Source organism: Arcticibacterium sp. GJ41-1 (genome assembly GCF_055808875.1).
Map to the genome: position 1 here is coordinate 7,501 of NZ_CM147888.1, position 18,206 is coordinate 25,706.

At 37.4% G+C, this 18,206-nt stretch carries 16 protein-coding genes (1 of these 16 running past the window's edge); 6 read left to right on the plus strand and 10 right to left on the minus strand.

The window, feature by feature from the left end:
* The 4 genes from atpA to prfB form a co-directional block, all read left to right on the plus strand.
* Positions 1 to 1,213: the 3' portion of a F0F1 ATP synthase subunit alpha gene (gene atpA / locus AC0L6O_RS00035; protein ID WP_473305380.1), read on the plus strand. 365 nt of this gene lie to the left of the window's left edge; only the last 1,213 of its 1,578 coding nucleotides appear in the window; its start codon lies off the left edge, out of view; it ends in the stop codon at positions 1,211 to 1,213.
* Positions 1,214 to 1,302: 89 nt separating this feature from the next.
* Positions 1,303 to 1,905 (plus strand): class I SAM-dependent methyltransferase, encoded by a 603-nt coding sequence (locus AC0L6O_RS00040; RefSeq protein ID WP_473305381.1) that lies wholly within the window; start codon positions 1,303 to 1,305, stop codon positions 1,903 to 1,905.
* An 18-nt stretch (positions 1,906 to 1,923) separates the two neighbouring features.
* A complete protein-coding gene (atpG, locus tag AC0L6O_RS00045) occupies positions 1,924 to 2,805 on the plus strand; it encodes an ATP synthase F1 subunit gamma (protein WP_473305383.1) in 882 nt (293 codons plus the stop codon).
* 124 nt (positions 2,806 to 2,929) lie between these two features.
* A protein-coding gene (gene prfB / locus AC0L6O_RS00050) for a peptide chain release factor 2 (protein WP_111373339.1) occupies positions 2,930 to 4,007 on the plus strand; the annotation gives its coding sequence in 2 pieces (ribosomal slippage) (positions 2,930 to 2,980 and positions 2,982 to 4,007; 1,077 coding nt in all).
* Between the two features lie 41 nt (positions 4,008 to 4,048).
* Here prfB and AC0L6O_RS00055 read toward each other — a convergent pair.
* From AC0L6O_RS00055 to mnmC2, 3 genes are all read right to left on the minus strand, one after another.
* Complete coding sequence (locus AC0L6O_RS00055) at positions 4,049 to 4,549, minus strand: hypothetical protein (protein ID WP_473305385.1); 501 nt, start codon at positions 4,547 to 4,549, stop codon at positions 4,049 to 4,051.
* 149 nt (positions 4,550 to 4,698) lie between these two features.
* Positions 4,699 to 5,490, minus strand: a complete 792-nt coding sequence (locus tag AC0L6O_RS00060) for a (Fe-S)-binding protein (protein WP_473305387.1) — start codon at positions 5,488 to 5,490, stop codon at positions 4,699 to 4,701.
* A 58-nt stretch (positions 5,491 to 5,548) separates the two neighbouring features.
* Positions 5,549 to 6,175: a tRNA (5-methylaminomethyl-2-thiouridine)(34)-methyltransferase MnmC2 gene (gene mnmC2 / locus AC0L6O_RS00065; RefSeq protein ID WP_473305389.1), complete on the minus strand. Its 627-nt coding sequence runs from the start codon at positions 6,173 to 6,175 to the stop codon at positions 5,549 to 5,551.
* Positions 6,176 to 6,281: 106 nt separating this feature from the next.
* Here mnmC2 and bshC point away from each other — a divergent pair, with 106 nt between their 5' ends.
* Positions 6,282 to 7,832, plus strand: a complete 1,551-nt coding sequence (gene bshC / locus AC0L6O_RS00070) for a bacillithiol biosynthesis cysteine-adding enzyme BshC (RefSeq protein ID WP_473305391.1) — start codon at positions 6,282 to 6,284, stop codon at positions 7,830 to 7,832.
* A 776-nt stretch (positions 7,833 to 8,608) separates the two neighbouring features.
* Here the strand turns inward: bshC and AC0L6O_RS00075 are convergent.
* From AC0L6O_RS00075 to AC0L6O_RS00090, 4 genes are all read right to left on the minus strand, one after another.
* Positions 8,609 to 9,172, minus strand: coding sequence for a GNAT family N-acetyltransferase (locus AC0L6O_RS00075; protein ID WP_473305393.1), 564 nt, complete (start codon positions 9,170 to 9,172; stop codon positions 8,609 to 8,611).
* Between the two features lie 10 nt (positions 9,173 to 9,182).
* On the minus strand, positions 9,183 to 10,412 hold the full coding sequence (locus AC0L6O_RS00080; protein WP_473305395.1) for an endo-1,4-beta-xylanase: 1,230 nt from the start codon (positions 10,410 to 10,412) through the stop codon (positions 9,183 to 9,185).
* Positions 10,413 to 10,523: 111 nt separating this feature from the next.
* Positions 10,524 to 11,840: an adenosylhomocysteinase gene (gene ahcY / locus AC0L6O_RS00085; protein WP_473305397.1), complete on the minus strand. Its 1,317-nt coding sequence runs from the start codon at positions 11,838 to 11,840 to the stop codon at positions 10,524 to 10,526.
* 195 nt (positions 11,841 to 12,035) lie between these two features.
* Positions 12,036 to 13,325: a UDP-N-acetylmuramoyl-tripeptide--D-alanyl-D-alanine ligase gene (locus tag AC0L6O_RS00090; RefSeq protein ID WP_473305398.1), complete on the minus strand. Its 1,290-nt coding sequence runs from the start codon at positions 13,323 to 13,325 to the stop codon at positions 12,036 to 12,038.
* Between the two features lie 74 nt (positions 13,326 to 13,399).
* Here AC0L6O_RS00090 and AC0L6O_RS00095 point away from each other — a divergent pair, with 74 nt between their 5' ends.
* Complete coding sequence (locus AC0L6O_RS00095; RefSeq protein ID WP_473305400.1) at positions 13,400 to 13,888, plus strand: methylated-DNA--[protein]-cysteine S-methyltransferase; 489 nt, start codon at positions 13,400 to 13,402, stop codon at positions 13,886 to 13,888.
* A gap of 10 nt (positions 13,889 to 13,898) precedes the next feature.
* On the opposite strand, the gene AC0L6O_RS00100 is transcribed toward AC0L6O_RS00095, so the two are convergent.
* Genes AC0L6O_RS00100 through AC0L6O_RS00110 form a run of 3 tightly spaced genes read right to left on the minus strand, consistent with a single transcriptional unit; the run spans position 13,899 to position 18,048 of the window.
* Complete coding sequence (locus AC0L6O_RS00100) at positions 13,899 to 15,407, minus strand: hypothetical protein (protein ID WP_473305402.1); 1,509 nt, start codon at positions 15,405 to 15,407, stop codon at positions 13,899 to 13,901.
* A 14-nt stretch (positions 15,408 to 15,421) separates the two neighbouring features.
* Positions 15,422 to 16,879 carry a leucyl aminopeptidase family protein gene (locus AC0L6O_RS00105; RefSeq protein ID WP_473305404.1) on the minus strand — a complete coding sequence of 486 codons (1,458 nt, stop codon included), beginning with the start codon at positions 16,877 to 16,879 and terminating at the stop codon, positions 15,422 to 15,424.
* A complete protein-coding gene (locus tag AC0L6O_RS00110; protein WP_473305406.1) occupies positions 16,876 to 18,048 on the minus strand; it encodes an ATP-binding protein in 1,173 nt (390 codons plus the stop codon). Before AC0L6O_RS00110 ends, AC0L6O_RS00105 begins: the two co-directional genes overlap by 4 nt.
* Positions 18,049 to 18,206 lie beyond the last annotated feature (158 nt).

Consider the following 18,206-nt stretch of genomic DNA (forward strand, 5'->3'; position numbering starts at 1 on the left):
AGTTGGAGAGACTTTCGAAATGCCTCTTGAGCGTAAAGCTCCTGGTGTTATTTATAGAGAGCCTGTTACAGAACCTCTTCAAACTGGAATTAAAGCAATTGATGCTATGATTCCTATTGGTCGTGGCCAAAGGGAATTAGTAATTGGTGACCGTCAAACTGGGAAAACAGCAGTTTGTATTGACACGATTCTTAATCAAAAGGAATTTTACGATAAAGGCGAGCCTGTATTTTGTATCTATGTTGCCTGTGGTCAAAAAGCTTCTACTGTTAAGGCGGTAGAACAAACTTTAAGACGATATGGAGCTATGGACTATACAGTAATTGTATCGGCCAGTGCTGCTGACCCTTCTGCCATGCAATTCTTCTCTCCATTTACAGGTGCTGCGATAGGTGAGTACTTTAGAGATACAGGAAGACCAGCATTAGTGGTTTACGATGATTTGTCAAAGCAAGCTGTAGCATACCGTGAGGTGTCTTTATTACTTCGTCGTCCTCCAGGACGTGAAGCATATCCTGGTGATGTATTCTATCTTCACTCGAGATTATTGGAAAGAGCTGCCAAAGTGAACTCTTCTGATGAGATTGCTCAGCAAATGAACGACCTACCTCCTTCATTAAAAGGAAAAGTTAAAGGAGGCGGTTCTTTAACAGCACTTCCAATCATTGAAACACAAGCTGGTGACGTTTCTGCTTATATCCCAACTAACGTAATCTCGATTACAGATGGTCAGATATTCCTGGAGTCAAACTTATTTAACGCAGGTATTAGACCAGCCATTAACGTAGGTATCTCGGTATCACGTGTGGGGGGGAATGCTCAGGTTAAATCAATGAAGAAAGTTTCTGGAACACTTAAGCTTGACCAAGCTCAGTTTCGTGAACTAGAGGCATTTGCTAAGTTTGGTTCTGATTTGGATGCAGCTACGAAACTAGTAATTGATAGAGGTAGAAGAAACCAAGAAATTCTAAAACAAGGTCAATTCCAACCAGCTCCAGTAGGAGAGCAAGTAGCAATGATTTATGGTTCTATTAACGGAATCATGGATAAGGTACCTGTAGAACGTGTTAAGGAATTTGAAGGAGAGTTCATTTCATTAATGAAAGCTAGCAAGCCTGAGTTTGTTGCAACTTTAGCCGCTGGAAAATTAGAAAAAGAAATTACCGAGTGGATTCTTAAGGAAGGCAAAAACCTTGCGAGTAAATACGCTTAAACTTAACCATTTTGTAAAACTCTATGTTATCTAGGCGAAGTAAAGAATTATTTTATACCTTTTTCAGTCCTGTTATGAGAATGAATGGGATGTTATATAGGACAATAAGGGCACCCAGAAAAAATAATACGAATCTGGTTAAAGTTCAATTAGGACCTGGTCAAAAGAATTATTTAGATGGCTGGATAAACGTAGACTCAAACCTTTTTACGGCAAAGGTAGACGTTTGGTCCGACATACGATACACCCTTCCTTTTAAGGATGAATCGGTTGACTTCTTTTATTCTCACCATGTGATTGAGCATCTTCCAGATCTAATTTCCCATTTGAAAGATATGTATAGAGCTCTTAAAAAGGACGGGAAAATCAGAATTGGCGGGCCCAACGGTGATACCGCTATGAAAAAGTATTTAGAAAATGATCATGCTTGGTTTATAAACTTCCCTGATGAAAGAGAGAGTATAGGTGGAAAGCTGGAGAATTTCTTAATATGCAGGCAAGAGCACCTAACAATTCTTACGCCTTCATTTCTAAAAGAAAACCTTGAAAGTGTTGGTTTTAAAAATGTGAAAGTTTGCCTTGCCACAAAAGAGACAAGGTTCCCTGAAATAGTAGACCAAAATGTTTTAGGAAAAGAGTGGGAAACTGATTTAAACTTCCCAATGACATTGTTAGTAGAAGCAGAGAAATAATTAATACGATTTATATAAATGGCTTCATTAAAAGAAGTAAGGAATAGAATTACATCAGTTAACTCAACGATGCAAATCACCAAAGCCATGAAAATGGTGGCGGCTGCTAAGCTTCGTAGAGCTCAAGATGCTATTACGCAGATGCGTCCTTATGCCAATAAGTTAAACCAGTTAATAGCTACGGTATCTGCTAATAGCGAAACCGGAAGTCAAAGCCCGTTCACCGCAGTAAGACCTGTAGAAAAAGTCCTGATTATTTCAGTGACTTCTGATAGGGGGCTATGCGGTGCATTTAACTCAAACATAATTAAGGCAACCAATGCTTTGATTGATGAAAAATACGCAAGCCAATTGGCGGCCGGAAATGTCACAATCAAGGCTCTTGGAAAAAAAGCATTTGACGGATTCAGAAGGTTAGGATTTACTGTAAACGCTAATCATTCTGACATTTTCACTAAGCTAAGTTTTGCTGAGGCTAGAGAAGCTGCAGAAGAGGCAATGGATGCTTTTGAGGCGGGTATATATGACGAGGTAATTATAGTTTTTAATGAGTTTAAAAATGTAGCTACCCAAATTATACGTACAGAACAAATGCTTCCTTTAGTCAATAAAATTGACGAGTCATCTGCAAGTAATGTTGATTACATTTTTGAGCCAAGCGAAGAAGAAATAATTCTAGATTTGATGCCGAAGGCAATCAAAATGCACCTTTATAAAGCTGTATTAGAGTCAAATGCTTCTGAACATGGTGCTAGAATGAGTTCAATGGATAAAGCAACTGAAAACGGTGGCGATCTACTTAAAGACCTTAAAGTAGTTTACAATAGAACAAGACAGGCTGCTATTACCAAAGAAATCCTTGAGATTGTTGGTGGTGCAGAAGCATTGAAAGATAGTTAAAACAGAAATATTTTCCTGGCGAAAACCACAGTTGCAAGCTGTGGTTTTTTGTTTGTCTAATGACTAGTTTAACGGCTTTAACTTAAATTGCAACAATAAAATTATTATTAACCAAAAGGAAATCATGACAACAGATGCGTTGAAAGGTTTGAGAGCCAGGGTGACGGCTTTGAGGGGGTATCTTTGACTACGATAATAGAGTAGTTAAACTAGGTGATTTAGAAAATCAACAAGCCCAACCTGAATTTTGGAATGACTCTGAGCATGCTCAGCGAGTTATGAAAGAAATTCAGACATTAAAAAACTGGACGGAAGCCTATGAAAAAATGGATACCAGTATTAGTGACTTAGAGACACTATATGAGTTTCATGAAATGGGTGAGGTAGAAGAATCTGAAATAGATGCTGAAGCCATAAAAACAGAAGCAATAATAGAGGAATTAGAACTCAAGAAAATGCTTTCTGGAGAAGAAGACCAGTTCTCAGCCATTATTGAAATAAACTCTGGTGCAGGTGGAACAGAAAGCCAAGACTGGGCGAGTATGCTATACCGTATGTATCTTATGTGGGCTCAGAAGAATGGTTACAAGGTAAGCCAACTAGAATGGACCGATGGTGACGGAGCAGGCATTAAATCTGCCTCTATGCAGATAGATGGACCTCAAGCCTATGGTTATTTGAAGTCAGAAAATGGTGTACACCGTTTAGTTCGCATTTCGCCATTTGACAGTAATGCTAGAAGGCATACTTCTTTTGCATCGGTATATGCCTATCCACTGGTAGATAACACCATTGAGATAGAAGTAAAACCAGCTGATATAGAAATTCAAACCTCTCGTTCAGGTGGAGCTGGTGGACAGAATGTAAATAAGGTAGAAACCAAGGTTCAGCTTACGCACAAACCTTCCGGTATAGTTATCGTTTGTTCTGCAGAAAGAAGCCAGTTGGCAAATAAGGAGCACGCTATGAACATGCTTAAGTCTAAACTGTATCAAGCAGAATTAGATTTAAGAAATGCAGCGAGAGCTGATATTGAGGCTTCGAAGAAAAACATAGAGTGGGGTTCTCAAATCAGAAACTACGTATTCCACCCATATAAAATGGTTAAGGACGCTAGAACAGCCCACGAAACCTCTGACATTCAAAGTGTCATGGATGGAAATATTAATGACTTCATCAAAGCATATTTGATGATGGATTGACAAAAAAAGCGTCTCTTTTTGATTTTAAAAGGAGACGTTTTTTACGCTACTGATATCTTTTTAATATGCTTTGCCAAAAATGGCAATTTTTCGGCCGTAGTTTTCCAGTTTGACCTAAAGTCTTGAAGCGTCATAACGTTATTATTAAAGACTACGGTCTCAGCTGAAATTAAAGCGTTTTCTACCGCTGCTTTCACTTTAAATACTGGAACTGTTTTCACCTCAACATCATCTAAATAGGCTATTGACCTATCAAAGAAATCAACACTGAGCTGTGTTCCTAATTCTTTCAACCAATGCGTAGATGCATCAATAGAGCAACCACTTGCCACATTCTGATTCTCATCAAGAGCTATAACCACAAAGCGATTTTCTAGCACCGATGCCGATGCCAGTAAAGGTGCACCATGAGCAGCCCAGTCTTGTATGGCGTTTTTCAGAAAGTACGCGGTGATATTTTCCTCTTTAGCACTTAAATTCCTATCCGCCTGATAAATCCAAACTCTAGATTGGATAGGCATTTTATCAAAGTCTTGATACATAAATTCTGTTTTTTACTTCCAGTCAGTTAAACGCAATTGTTACTGATTTCATTCTCTAAGGAAGCGAATTATTCAAAGAAGGTTGTAAAGTGTGGATAAATGAACGGCTAAGCCTTACAATCTATCTTTTGTTATATACGTCACGCATACTAGATTTGCTCTAAGAGCAACTCTGCCAAGTCAAAAACTTTTACTTCGTGCTCTTTCTCTTTATTTTTCACTCCGTCAGACATCATGGTCATACAGAATGGACAACCTACTGCAATAGTTTTTGCTCCTGTCTCTAAAGCGTCTTCAATTCGTTCTACATTGACATCTTTCTTTCCAGCCTCAGGCTCTTTGAACATTTGACCTCCACCAGCCCCACAGCATAGGCCATTTGAGCGACAACGCTTCATCTCTACCAATTCCGCATCAAGAGCTTTTATCAACTCTCTCGGAGCTTCATATACGTCATTTGCCCTGCCTAGGTAACAACTATCGTGAAAAGTTATTTTTTCTCCTTTGAAAGCACCGCCTTTTATTACAAGTCTGCCGTCATCTAATAATTGCTGCAAAAACTGTGAATGATGAATTACATCATAGTTCCCTCCCAATTCAGGATACTCGTTTTTTAAGGTGTTAAAACAGTGAGGACAAGCTGTAACAACCTTTTTGATGCCGTACGAATTCAGAACTTCAATGTTTTGCATAGCAAGCATTTGAAAACTAAACTCATTCCCTGCCCTTCTAGCTGGGTCGCCCGTACAAGCCTCTTCCGTTCCTAAAACGGCAAAGTCAACGCCAATTTTATTCAAAATTTTGGCAAAAGCTACTGTCACTTTCTTATATCTATCATCAAAAGAACCAGCACAACCTACCCAAAAAAGTATCTCAGGTTCTTTTCCCGCTGCCGAAAGGTCTGCCATTGTAGGCACTTTGAAAGTTAGTTCTTCTGTCATTATTTTAATAGATTAGCTTGTAGTCAAAATTAGTATGCTTGCATAACAAATGCAAGTCTTATTTTAAAATCGCACGGAGCACCTCACGTTTTCTTGGTGGTCCTGGGTGTTTTTCTACTGTAAAGCCTGCAGCACGAAGATTTCTTTGTACGTAACTTTTAGAACAATAGGTTACCAATATGCCATCTTTCTCCATTAAATCTGCTATTCTCTGAAATATTTCTGCGGTCCAAAGTTCTGGCTGAGAAGAAGGTGCAAATGCATCAAAGTAAACTAAATTAAACCTTGACTGGCTCTCAAAGCTTTCTACAGCTACTTTATGTTTTACGAATCTAAAATACTCATTGACTAAAGTCCACACCTCCCACTCCGCTTGGTGAAAAGCTTTTGAATCAAAATTTAACTCCGCTATTAGCCCTTCTTTCATAGGGAACGCCTCTAACGTAGTATAGTTTACCTGCCTTTTCTGCTGTTCTGCCATTTGCGATGTCAAAAGAGCATTCAGTCCTGTTCCGAAACCCATTTCAAGAAGGTTAACTTCCTTGAAGTTTTCAAAAGCATACTCCAAACCCAACTCTATAAATACTTTCTCCGCTTCTAACCTCGCTCCAAATATAGAATGGTAATATTGATTGAAACATTCACTGTAAATAGTGGTGGTTCCGTCTGCCGTTAGTTTAATCATTTCCAGAATATTTATACACAAAATTACAAACCTTATGCAACAAGCATTGTAATATGTGAACCCTTAAGTAAATTGAATCGTTTACAATCCAATCAAAAGCTATTACGTGGAACCAGGCTGTCAAAAATTACCATTAGAAAAAATAGGAGCGTTTTCGCAACTATTTTTGGATTATATCAATAAATCAGATTCTCTAAAACCATTTTATAATCAATATCCTGAAATTGAGAATTTCAAAAAGTTGATTGAAGAAAAATCTTTTAGTTCAGAAAAAAGGCAAACGCTGGTAGCTGAACTTCACAAACAATATGCTTACTTAGACTCAAAGCCTGATATTGACATACTGCTATCTGATAAAACTTTTGCGGTAACTACGGGTCATCAGTTAAATATATTTACGGGTCCGCTTTACATTATTTTCAAGATTGTCACAGTTATAAACCTAGCCAAAAAGTTAAAAGAGGCTTACCCTGAATACAATTTTGTACCTGTTTACTGGATGGCTACAGAAGATCACGATTTAGAAGAGATACAAGTTTGCAGAGCTTTTGGGGAGAAAAGGAAATGGACTACTCCACAAACCGGTGCCGTAGGAAGAATGACTACGCAAGGCCTACCTCAACTAGCCGCTCAATTAGGGAAAGGAGCTGATTTCTTTAAAAATGCTTATCAAAACAATGATAACCTAGCCGATGCTGTACGCGATTACATGCATCATCTTTTTGGCCAATATGATTTAATAACGCTAGATGCAGACTCTCGTGCTCTTAAATCTCAGTTTGCTTCTGTCATGGAAGATGACATTCTTAATAATACTTCCTTTGATTTAGTCAATACTAGAACTGCCGAAATAGAAGCACTAGGGTATAAAACTCAAATTACTCCACGCGAAATCAATTTCTTTTTCTTAGAAGATGGTTTAAGAGAAAGAATAGTTAAAACCGAGACTGGTTTTGAAGTATTAAATACGGAGATCACGTTTTCGGAAGAAGAAATTCTTTCCATTATAGAGAATGAACCAGAAAAAATAAGCCCGAATGTGGTTCTCCGTCCTTTATATGAGGAGTGGATTTTACCAAACTTAGCTTACATAGGTGGTCCATCGGAGGTTCCGTATTGGTTACAGTTGAAGCCAGTTTTTGACTTTTATAAAGAAGCATTTCCGACTTTAATGCCAAGAAACTTTGGTCTTTTATTGGACGAAAGGAGTGCTCAAAATTTAGAGAAGCTAAATTTAAACTTAGAAGATATTTTCAAAGCTACGGATACACTTAAAGCTCAACACGTAAAAAGTGAATCAGAAAAAGAGCTAGACCTTCAAGCTGAGCTAAAAAGCTTGCATAGCCTTTATGCAGAAATACTAAAAAAGGCTGATAAAATTGACATTACCCTTAGCAGAACCACTAAAGCTTTTGAAACGAAAAGTGTTGACTTGCTAGAAAGGTTAGAGAAAAAATTACTCCGAGCTGAGAAAAGAAATTATAGTGAAGCTCTTTCTAAAATTGAAAAATTAAGAGAACACCTTTGCCCAGCAGGAGGACTACAGGAAAGAAAGGACAACATGCTTAACTTTTATGGAGAAGGGAATGAGCTAATTGAGAAGTTGATAGCAAGTTTTGACCCACTGGAGTATCAATTTAATGTGGTGTCTATTTGACCTCATCCCCCTCTCCGGTGGAGAGGGAGCCTTTTCAACGTATTAGTTCCAATATTTCAGGCAAAAAATGCTGTATGCAATTGCTAAACTAATGGCAGAGCTAGCCTGAGGAAGATTTCGGAATTAGGTATTTATAATCCTAAATAAAACATTGAAACTATAAAAATTAGAATAATCCAATGCATTGTTAATCCTATGTAAATATAAACTGAATTAATTTTATACTTTCCTCTATTGAATTTTCTAATAATTCTATCCATAGAGTCTTCTTTTATCAAATAGACAATACTAGTAAATGCAAACAATGCAACCATTAAAAACATAGCAATAGCTGGGTTTAAATTACACGAAATTAGAATCATTGAACAAATTAATCCAACTGAAAGAAGCACTACAAAAATTGGAATTATCGTGTAAGCTCCAATTGTGAGACCATCAATTTTTTTTATCCAGTAATAAGTGCCCAAGTAAATATTAATGATAAAACTAGTCGCCATAATGTTCTTTATTAATAGGTCGTAAAGCCGTGGGATTCACACATCATACTGGCTCTATATGAGTGAAGATAGAGACTAATCGCTCCGATAAGACCACCAATAACAGTTCTTACATGGATATTTAAAAAGTATCAGTTTGCCCCGTACCTGCTAAAACTCTTCATCTTTCACCACCAATTAAGTCATAAGCCTCTAAAATCTTCTTAATTTAAAAACTTTCTTTCCAATATATAACTTAATATCATTCTGAAGATCGAAACATTCCTACAAAATCAAAGCCTACTCCCTCCAGTCCCAAATAATAATCTCCCACGGCTCGCCTGCGTCAGGTTCGTCAAAGGTTTTGACAATTTCAAAGCCTGTTTTCAGATGAGCATTTAGTGAGCGAGCATTTTTGCTAGAGACATCAGTCATGGCCAAATCGTAGACATCCTTATAGCTATCTCTATAAATATTATACATCCTACGCATTAGCCCTTGCCCTGCATAATCTTTATCAACGCATACTTGACCCACAGAAACATAGTTGGTGTCACCAAATCGCTTTCCTTTAAACTCTATTTCATGGAAAATAGGGAAAATGCTTGCTCCCTCTTTCATCAAGTGATTGGTAGACCTATCCATTAAAAGAACATAACCCACCACTTTATCCCCATCTTTTGCGATAATATGATGATTTTCTGCTGGCATTACCTTCAGAAAGTCAAAGTCATATTCCAAGGTTACGAAACCTTGTGTATCCATCTCTTCTTGACTAAGATTCTGACGTAAATTGGCCGTCTGAAGAGCTAATATTCCTTTTAATTCTTCGTCCGTTTTTGCTTTTACTATTTGAACAGTCATTCTTATTCTATCAGAACTCAACTTCTAACGTTTTCTCTTCTTTACTTAAATAAACCACTTTTTCTACCCCGTCTACCACAATCTTATATTCACCATAAAACGCAGGAATCTTAGACTGACCATCGGTAGCCATCACACCAGACGTTTTAGTCCACCATTGTTTATAAATTAGATTTTGATAGGCATCCGCTGCCGGTGTTGGCGACCAATCTTTTCTATACATAGAAGATGCTGGAATCCAGTTTGAACCTTCCCAGAAACCCCATTGCAAGATTCCTGTAACCAAAGGATGAGCAAAGCAAATTTTATAATAATCTACTATCTCTTGTGCTTTTACTAGTTCTTGCTCTGGTGTTAATCTGTCCGTTTTATTGTCTACCCATTTTGAACGCTGGCCAGGTGTATTAAACTCTGTGATTCTAATTGGCAAACCAAAAGTTGATAAAGAATCCAAAGACCTTTTCAATTCAGATCTGTCAAACGTTTCAGCATGTAAATGCCCTTGAACACCTATTCCGGCTATTGGTACACCTTGGCTAAGGAATTTCCTTATTTGTGCCATGTAGTCGTCCAATCGTTTTCCTGTCAGAATATCATAATCATTTAACCAAAGCTTAGCATTTGGATCTTTTTCATGAAACCAATCCGTCATTTTCTTTGTGATGCCATCGCCTAGTCTGTCTTCATAAAAATTGCCATGAATCATTTCGTTGTTTAGGTCATATTCTACAAAACGACCTTTATATCTTTCGGCCACATCATAGGCTCTATTTTTCAAAGTGGTTTCAAGTTCTTTATCATCCATTTCTTTGAGCCAAGGCTGCACAAACTTCTCAATGCCCCAAAAGATATTATGACCACGAATTCTGATCTCATTTGCATCTGCCCATTCTAAAATTCCGTCTACGGTAGCATAATTCACTTCTCCTTGCTTACGCTCCATACTCAGCCATTTCACGGCATTTTCTGTCACGGCAGAATTGAAATTAATTAGAAATTTCTCTCTGTATTGCTTTTGGTCTTCCGCAGACCAATAATCACCAGCAAGACCGTTACTGATAGCTGCACCAAACCAAAAATCATGGCTTATTTGCTCAACAGTGACTTTAGCTCCTGGTTTTGCTTTGATAATTAATTGGCCTTTTCGGTTTTTATTAATGTCTTTTTCAATTCCTTGATATTGACCGAAGGTTTGATTTGTAAAGGCTACAAGGAGGAGAGCGACTAGTTTGAATTTCATGATGGGAATGGTTGAATTTTTCTTCAAAAATAAGCTAGAAGATTGTGACAAAAAAGACCTCTTCCAGTTTCCTGAAAGAGGTCTTTTAAAATATATCTTATTAAGAAACTCTTAATATCTATAAGCTTCAGGCTTATAAGGCCCTTCTACTGTTACTCCGATATATTCAGCTTGCTCTGTAGACAGCTTCGTAAGGTTTGCACCTACGTGAGCTAAATGGAAAGCAGCTACTTTCTCATCTAAATGCTTAGGCAATACATATACTTTGTTTTCATAAGCATCTGTATTATTCCAAAGCTCTAGCTGAGCCAAAGTTTGGTTTGAGAAAGAACATGACATTACGAAAGATGGGTGGCCAGTAGCACATCCAAGATTCACTAAACGTCCTTCTGCTAAAACGATGATGTCGTTACCGTCCAGGTTATATAAATCTACCTGAGGCTTAATTTCTACCTTAGTAGCTCCAGACTCATTATTTAACCAAGCCATGTCTATTTCATTGTCAAAATGACCAATGTTACAAACAATAGACTTGTCTTTCATTGCTTTGAAATGCTTAGGCTGAATGATGTTATAGTTTCCAGTAGCTGTAACGAAGATAGATGCTCTAGTACAAGCTTCTTCCATAGTAACTACTTCAAAACCTTCCATAGCTGCCTGAAGAGCACATATTGGATCTACTTCTGTTACCAATACTCTACATCCCGCATTTCTTAAAGACTCTGCAGAACCTTTTCCAACATCACCAAAACCAGCAACAACAGCTACTTTACCAGCAAGCATTAAATCTGTAGCTCTTCTGATAGCATCTACTAAAGATTCTCTACATCCGTATTTGTTGTCAAATTTAGATTTAGTTACAGAATCATTTACATTGATAGCTGGCATAACCAACGTTCCATTCTTTTCTCTTTCGATCAATCTGTGAACTCCCGTAGTAGTTTCTTCAGAAAGACCTTTAATACCTGCAGCTAATTCTGGGAATTCGTCAAGTACCATGTTTGTCAAATCTCCACCATCATCTAAGATAAGGTTAAGAGGTTTTCTATCTTCACCAAAGAAAATAGTTTGCTCAATACACCAGTTAAACTCTTCTTCGTTCATGCCTTTCCAAGCATAAACTGGAATACCCGCAGCGGCTATTGCAGCAGCAGCGTGATCTTGTGTAGAGAATATATTACAAGAAGACCAAGTAACATCAGCTCCTAATTCTACAAGAGTCTCAATTAAAACGGCAGTTTGGATAGTCATATGTAGACATCCAGCTATTCTAGCACCCGCTAAAGGCTTAGAAGGACCATATTCTTTTCTAATTTCCATTAGACCTGGCATTTCTGCTTCAGCTAATGTGATTTCTTTTCTACCCCAATCTGCCAAAGAAATGTCTTTGACCTTGTAAGGAACGTAAGTTTTTGTTGCTACAGACATATAAAAGTTATTTTATCTACTAAAATTGGTAATCGACAAACAAATTATCTAATACAGTGCCAAAATTACGTTTTATTACCTACAAAATCAAACTTGGGTAATTTTTTTATCTATTTGAAAGACTACTATTGATGGGACATAGTTATCCCACAGCCTCAAAAAGCAGACAGATTAGAACTAATAATTAAAATATAATCAGATAAAATTTAGGATAGTTTCCAGCTTTACTCCCCTACTCCCTTTAATAAGAATAGCCTTATTCTCAAACTTCTTATCGTTCACCCAATTGTGCACAGAGAATTTATCTGTGAAATAATAGGCCTTTGGCAAATATTTCAAAGCATACTTCATATTCTCACCATAAAGCACCACCGTTTCAAAATTTCCTTGAGCCACTAGCTTTCCTAAGCTCTCATGTTCTGCCTCAGAGAATTCTCCTAGCTCAAACATATCACCTAAGAAAACCACCTTGCCCTTTTCTGTTTCTAAAGCCTTGAAGTTTTCAAGAGACGCCGCCATACTAGATGGATTAGCATTATAAGCATCCAAGAAAATAGTATTACTCCCTTTTTCGGTCATTTGAGACCTATTATTATCAGGAGCATAAGTTGCCAAAGCTTGACATGCCAAATCAGCATCAACATTAAAAAACATAGAGATGGCATACGCCGCCTGAATGTTGTCAAAATTATACTTTCCTGAAATAGTAGCGGTGTAGTCCTTTTTTGACGCTTCGCAAAACCAAGAGATATTCGGGCTCACCGCCTTTAATGCTAAAACATGATGCGATTTACCATGATAAACCACCTGCATCATAGCTCTTTCCGTCACCATACTGATTAAAGTGGCATCATTCTCATTGACAAATACATATCCGTTTGATTCTTTCAAATAGTCGAGCAGCTCACCTTTCCCTTTTTTTACTCCTTCTATTCCTCCGAAACCCTCTAAATGTGCCAGACCAATATTGGTAATTAAACCATGGCTAGGTTCTGCTATTTTACAAAGTTCCGCTATTTCCTTTTGATGATTTGCTCCCATTTCTATAATCGCCATTTCGGTGTCAGCCGGCATAGCAAGCAATGTAAGAGGCACGCCAATGTGATTGTTCAGATTACCCAAAGTAGCGTGAACCTTATAGTTAGTAGAAAGTGCGGCTTTCAGCAATTCCTTGTTCGTTGTTTTTCCGTTTGACCCAGTCAAACCAATTACAGGAATGTCAAAAGTTTTTCTATGATGATTTGCTAATAACTGTAACGTCTCTAAAACATCATCCACCAAAATACACTGGTCAGAAGTATTGAAAGCTTCTTCGTCAATAATGGCATAATTAGCTCCAGCGGCAATAGCCTTCTCGGCATACTCATTCCCATTAAAGTTATCTCCTTTTAAAGCAAAAAAGAGGTCGTACTTTTCAATTTTCCTTGTATCGGTACAAACTTTATTTGAGTTTTTAAATCGCTGATATATCTCCTCTATGCTCATAAAATTATTGACGCTATTCTTTCGCCCAAAGTTCGCTTAATTTTTCTAATTTGAAGATTCAATACTTTGAATAAATGCCCAAAATCTTCACTTCGTATTTTGAAAGCCCTATCGGGCCAATAAAGCTAACTACTAGTGAAGACGCCGTACTGTCCGCTGAATTTATAGACGAGTCTCAAACTTCAGATAGCGAACTCCCTGCAATAGCATTAAATCTTCAAAAGCAGTTAAACCAGTATTTTGAAGGAAACCTTCTAGAATTTGACTTAAAACTAGACCCACAAGGCACTGATTTTCAAAAGCGAGTTTGGCAAGAATTAACAAACATTCCTTTTGGAAAAAATGCCTCCTACATGGATATGGCCATCAAGTTAGGCGACCCTAAGGTAATTAGAGCGGCAGCATCTGCCAATGGCAAAAACCCAATTTCCATAATTATTCCCTGCCACAGAGTGATAGGTAAAGATGGAAGTTTGACCGGCTATGCCGGTGGTTTACACAGAAAGAAATGGCTTTTAGACCATGAAAATAGATTAGCAAATGGGGTTTTGGAATTGTTTTGAAAATATTTTTCTATTCGCAACCACTTTGCAATTTTGTTTCAAACACAGCACCGTTTGAAACCTCAAACCCCTCATCAAGTTGGATAAAGTCGTTTGTTTCAAAAAGCAAATTCCCAAAATTACCTTTTGCTTTTCCGGTTGAAATAATATGATTAGTAGAATTAATTAACAAATCTTTTGCCTCCAATCCAGCGTACAGTAAATTACCTTCACAAGGATAACTTAACAAGTTCAGCTTAACCAACCAAATATCACTACTATGCCAACCACTTCCTCCTTTGTGTCCAGTAACGTCACCTAAGTTACCTCTAGCAAAGGCACACAAATAAATATCATCCCCATCAACTAGAAGTTTTAGATTGGAGTTATTTGTTGTGTTGTTATTTACCCATGACTGTGAAGGTCCCAGTCGTCTTTGCCATTTAACGTGCCCATCTGAACGTAAATATATCAAGAAAGGGTAAACTCCTCCGGTATTTCCAGTTTTTGAAAACTGCCCATCTGAAGATGCCGTATAACCACTAATTAAAATATCGGAATTATTTAATTCAATAACATTCAAACCAGACTCCTGGCCAGTGCCACCATATTTTTGTTCCCAAATCACATTCCCGTTGTAGTCTACTTTAATTACCCACGTATTGTAAGGCGTATAATAATTATTTCTAAAAACAGATGAGCTATAACCGACCAGTAACAAATTGCCATCTGCCGTTTTTGTCACACTTCTTAAATAATCATCATAAACTCCTCCATAGCATTTGTTATATAAAACAGCCCCCTCTTTGGAAACTCTTGAAACCAATCCATCAAAGCCTCCAGAGTAATTATCTGGAAACTGAGTTGCTCCCCTCTCTGAGTAATAACCAACACATATTAAGGAAGAATCTGGAAGTAAAACTAAGTCATAACCTCGTGAAGTGTTATATCCGTCATAAGGAAAATTAGTAGTACTTGATAACTTATTTCCCATGGAGTCAAAAGTTTCAATAACCATCCTTGCCGAGCTATAAGATGAGCCAGTAACAACAAACTCTGTATTGGACAAGGCCGTGGAACCGTTCGCAAATATGCTTAGTGAATTGGAAGAATAATCTCGAAGTAAATCTCCAGATTGATTAAATTTTTGAAATCTAAATTGATTCTCACTTTTATCTGATAACACAACGATTTCGTTATTGGGGAGAACAACAATTTGATGAGGGTTATCACCACGATTAGTCCTAGTGTATCTTTTCCAAATTGCCACACCAGCTTTCGACACTTTAAAAAGAATTAGGTCATGATATCCCGCATTTATTGAATCAATATCGAAATCAGAGGATTTACTGGTAAAGAGTATGAGAAAGTTACCATCCCCAGAATCCTTAAAATCAATCAATGTCTCTTCGTCACTGCCTCCTATGCATTTCTGCCACTCTATTTGAGGAGCATGCTCATACCCGTCCTTAATAACATTCGACTGGGCTACTAAAGCTCCCGATAACACTTGAAGTAAAACCAATAATTTCCAATTCATTCCTACCTCAAAATTTAATATTTCTCTATAAACTGTGTCAAAAGCCGAACACCATAAGCTGTAGCAGAACCGCCTTTGGAGAATTCTCCTTTATGAAAAGCTGTACCAGCAATATCAAGGTGAGCCCAGTTTGGGTGTTCGTTCGTAAAGTATTCTATGAATTTACCTGCCGTGGTGGCTCCTGCATAAGGACCTCCTAGGTTTTTAATATCTGCTACGTCAGAATCTAGTTCTGATTTGAAATCATCCCAAAGTGGAAGTCTCCAAACTTTTTCACCTGTTGACTCCGCTGCTTTTTCTAGTTGAGTGGCAAGTTTATCATTCTTAGTCATCATTCCGGCCGCTACATGACCTAAGGTTCTGATACAGCTTCCTGTTAGCGTTGCTAAATCTATCATTACTTCTGGCTCAAATTCCGTAGCCATATAATGAACAGCATCTGCTAATATTAATCTTCCTTCAGCATCTGTATTGATAATTTCAATGGTTTTTCCTGCATAAGAATTGATAACATCGCCTGGTTTTATTGCCAATGCGTCAATACAATTTTCTGTGATTGCCACTATTCCAACAAGATTCACATCTAATTTCAATTTGGAAGCCAATTCTACCGCTCCAATTACGGCCGCGGAACCACCCATGTCCATTTTCATGTCTTCCATGCCGCTTCCTGGTTTCAAAGAAACGCCACCAGTATCAAAGGTTACTCCTTTCCCTACCAAACCAACTTTCTTTGCATCTTTAGAAGATTTGTACTCCATCACCACCATTTTAGCTGGCCTGTCTATACTTCCTCTCCCTACAGCCAACAAGGCATGAAAGCCCTTTTTCTCGCAGGCTTTTTCATCGTAAACAGTGACTTTGAAACCATTTTTCTTACCTGATTTCTCTATAAAATCCGCCATCATTTGTGGCGTCTTATAGTTTGATGGAGCATCCACCAGCCCCATAATATTCATTTGCGTTTCGGCGGTTGCCAAACCTCTCGCTATACTTTTCTTAATTTTCTCTTCTTGATTTGCTGTTATCCAGAAACTGAATTTTGTTCCATTATTAAAAACAGTTTTCTCTTCCTTCTCTCGCGTTTTGAGCATTCCTAATTCATAAGAAGCAAGGCAAATTCCGTTGGCAATTAATTCTGCTAAATCGGCATTCCCTTTTAAATCAACCACTACCTCACCGCTAAGTTTCTTCTTATTGTTTTTAAGCAATGACCTGAAAGAAGTTATAACTTCTTTACTGGTAGGTTTTTTCCCAAGACCAAAGAATATGACTTTGTTATACTTTTTACGTGGAGTAGCCACTATCAATGTTTCCTTAGCGGCAGCAGAAAAGCTATTACCCAACTCCTCCATTTCATAACCAATAATTTTTGCTCTTTTGATTAATTGCTCCTCTAACATATCATCTTTAATAAATGGGATGATGAGTGTTTTAGCTGATTCTAATTTGGTGATAGTGTTTATCTTCATTTTTTGTCTTTTTTATGGAAATATTCTCTCCAATTAATCACTTCTATTCCTGAGCTTCTTGATTGATTAAGCTGACCTGCGTACAATATATTGCCAGCCGTATTTCCTGAAACTTTATTGTAATAATTGATATGTTTAAAATAGCTGGGGATAACGGTTGACCCTGATTTTATTTCTATAGGCACTACCTCGTTATCCTTTTCTATTATTAAATCAATTTCTTGACCTGTTTTGGTTCGCCAAAAGTATAGTTTTGATTTATCTCCTGAGTGATATTTTTGTTTTAAAGCTTCAGAAACCACCATTGTTTCAAAAACTGAACCTCGTAAAGGGTGCGTTTCTAAAATGCTAACTGAAGAAATACCTAATAAATAACAAACCAAGGATGTGTCGTAAAAAAAGACTTTCGGTCTTTTTATAATGGTTTTATTAAAATTTTTATGATACGGTTTTAACAGAAAAACAATGAAGCTACTTTCTAAAACCCCCAACCAAGATTGAATAGTTTTAACATCTACTCCTACGGCCACAGCTAGTTGGCTTGCGTTCCATTCCTGGCCAGTTCTTGCTGCCAAAAGTTTCACAAAATTCTCAAATTGAAGAATATTAGTGATGTTCTTTATCAACCTGACGTCTCTATCTATATATGTTTTGATGTAGTTTTCTGCCCAGTCGTTCACCGGAATTTCTTGGTCATAAACCGGAGGATAAAAACCATTTAGCATCAATTGATCATCTGTAAAATTAGTGTCCCAGCCCCCGCTTAACCATTCCGATAAAGTAAAGGGAAGCAAGTTTAGGTAAGCCACTCTACCTGCCAAACTTTGAGAAATGGACTCTTGTAATAAGAAGTTATTAGAACCACTCAGTATAAACAGCCCTTTTTTCTTGCTGTTATCTAGTATTTCTTGAATATAGGAGAAAAGTTCTGGCGTTCGTTGAACTTCATCTAGAATGGCTCCTTCAGACTCATATTTTGACAAAAAGCCTCTTGGATCTTCTAATGCAAACCTTCTAGTATCTGGATTTTCCAAAGAAACATATTCCTTATCTGGAAATAGGAACTTCAAAAGGCTCGTCTTACCCGACTGCCTAGGCCCTACCACCGCTACACTTTTAAACGTTTCGGCCAAATATAGTAATCTCTTTGCTGCTATTCGCTCTATCAATTTTGTCTTTTTCTGGAATTGAATTCCAAATTTAGACAGTTTTATTAAAATATTACAATACTTTTTGTCTTTTTCTGGAATTGAATTCCAAATTTAGACAGTTTTAAAGGATACCATGGCTATCCTGCTAATAGAATAAGATTTGACTAAAAAAATAA

Coding starts and splice junctions, on each gene's coding strand:
- AC0L6O_RS00055 (WP_473305385.1), bottom strand. CDS start 4,549: ATGTATCAAGACTTTGATAAAATGCCTATCCAATCTAGAGTTTGGATT.
- AC0L6O_RS00090 (WP_473305398.1), bottom strand. CDS start 13,325: ATGAGCATAGAGGAGATATATCAGCGATTTAAAAACTCAAATAAAGTT.
- AC0L6O_RS00040 (WP_473305381.1), top strand. CDS start 1,303: ATGTTATATAGGACAATAAGGGCACCCAGAAAAAATAATACGAATCTG.
- AC0L6O_RS00095 (WP_473305400.1), top strand. CDS start 13,400: ATGCCCAAAATCTTCACTTCGTATTTTGAAAGCCCTATCGGGCCAATA.
- AC0L6O_RS00075 (WP_473305393.1), bottom strand. CDS start 9,172: ATGACTGTTCAAATAGTAAAAGCAAAAACGGACGAAGAATTAAAAGGA.
- ahcY (WP_473305397.1), bottom strand. CDS start 11,840: ATGTCTGTAGCAACAAAAACTTACGTTCCTTACAAGGTCAAAGACATT.
- mnmC2 (WP_473305389.1), bottom strand. CDS start 6,175: ATGATTAAACTAACGGCAGACGGAACCACCACTATTTACAGTGAATGT.
- atpG (WP_473305383.1), top strand. CDS start 1,924: ATGGCTTCATTAAAAGAAGTAAGGAATAGAATTACATCAGTTAACTCA.
- AC0L6O_RS00080 (WP_473305395.1), bottom strand. CDS start 10,412: ATGAAATTCAAACTAGTCGCTCTCCTCCTTGTAGCCTTTACAAATCAA.
- AC0L6O_RS00100 (WP_473305402.1), bottom strand. CDS start 15,407: ATGAATTGGAAATTATTGGTTTTACTTCAAGTGTTATCGGGAGCTTTA.
- AC0L6O_RS00060 (WP_473305387.1), bottom strand. CDS start 5,490: ATGACAGAAGAACTAACTTTCAAAGTGCCTACAATGGCAGACCTTTCG.
- AC0L6O_RS00105 (WP_473305404.1), bottom strand. CDS start 16,879: ATGAAGATAAACACTATCACCAAATTAGAATCAGCTAAAACACTCATC.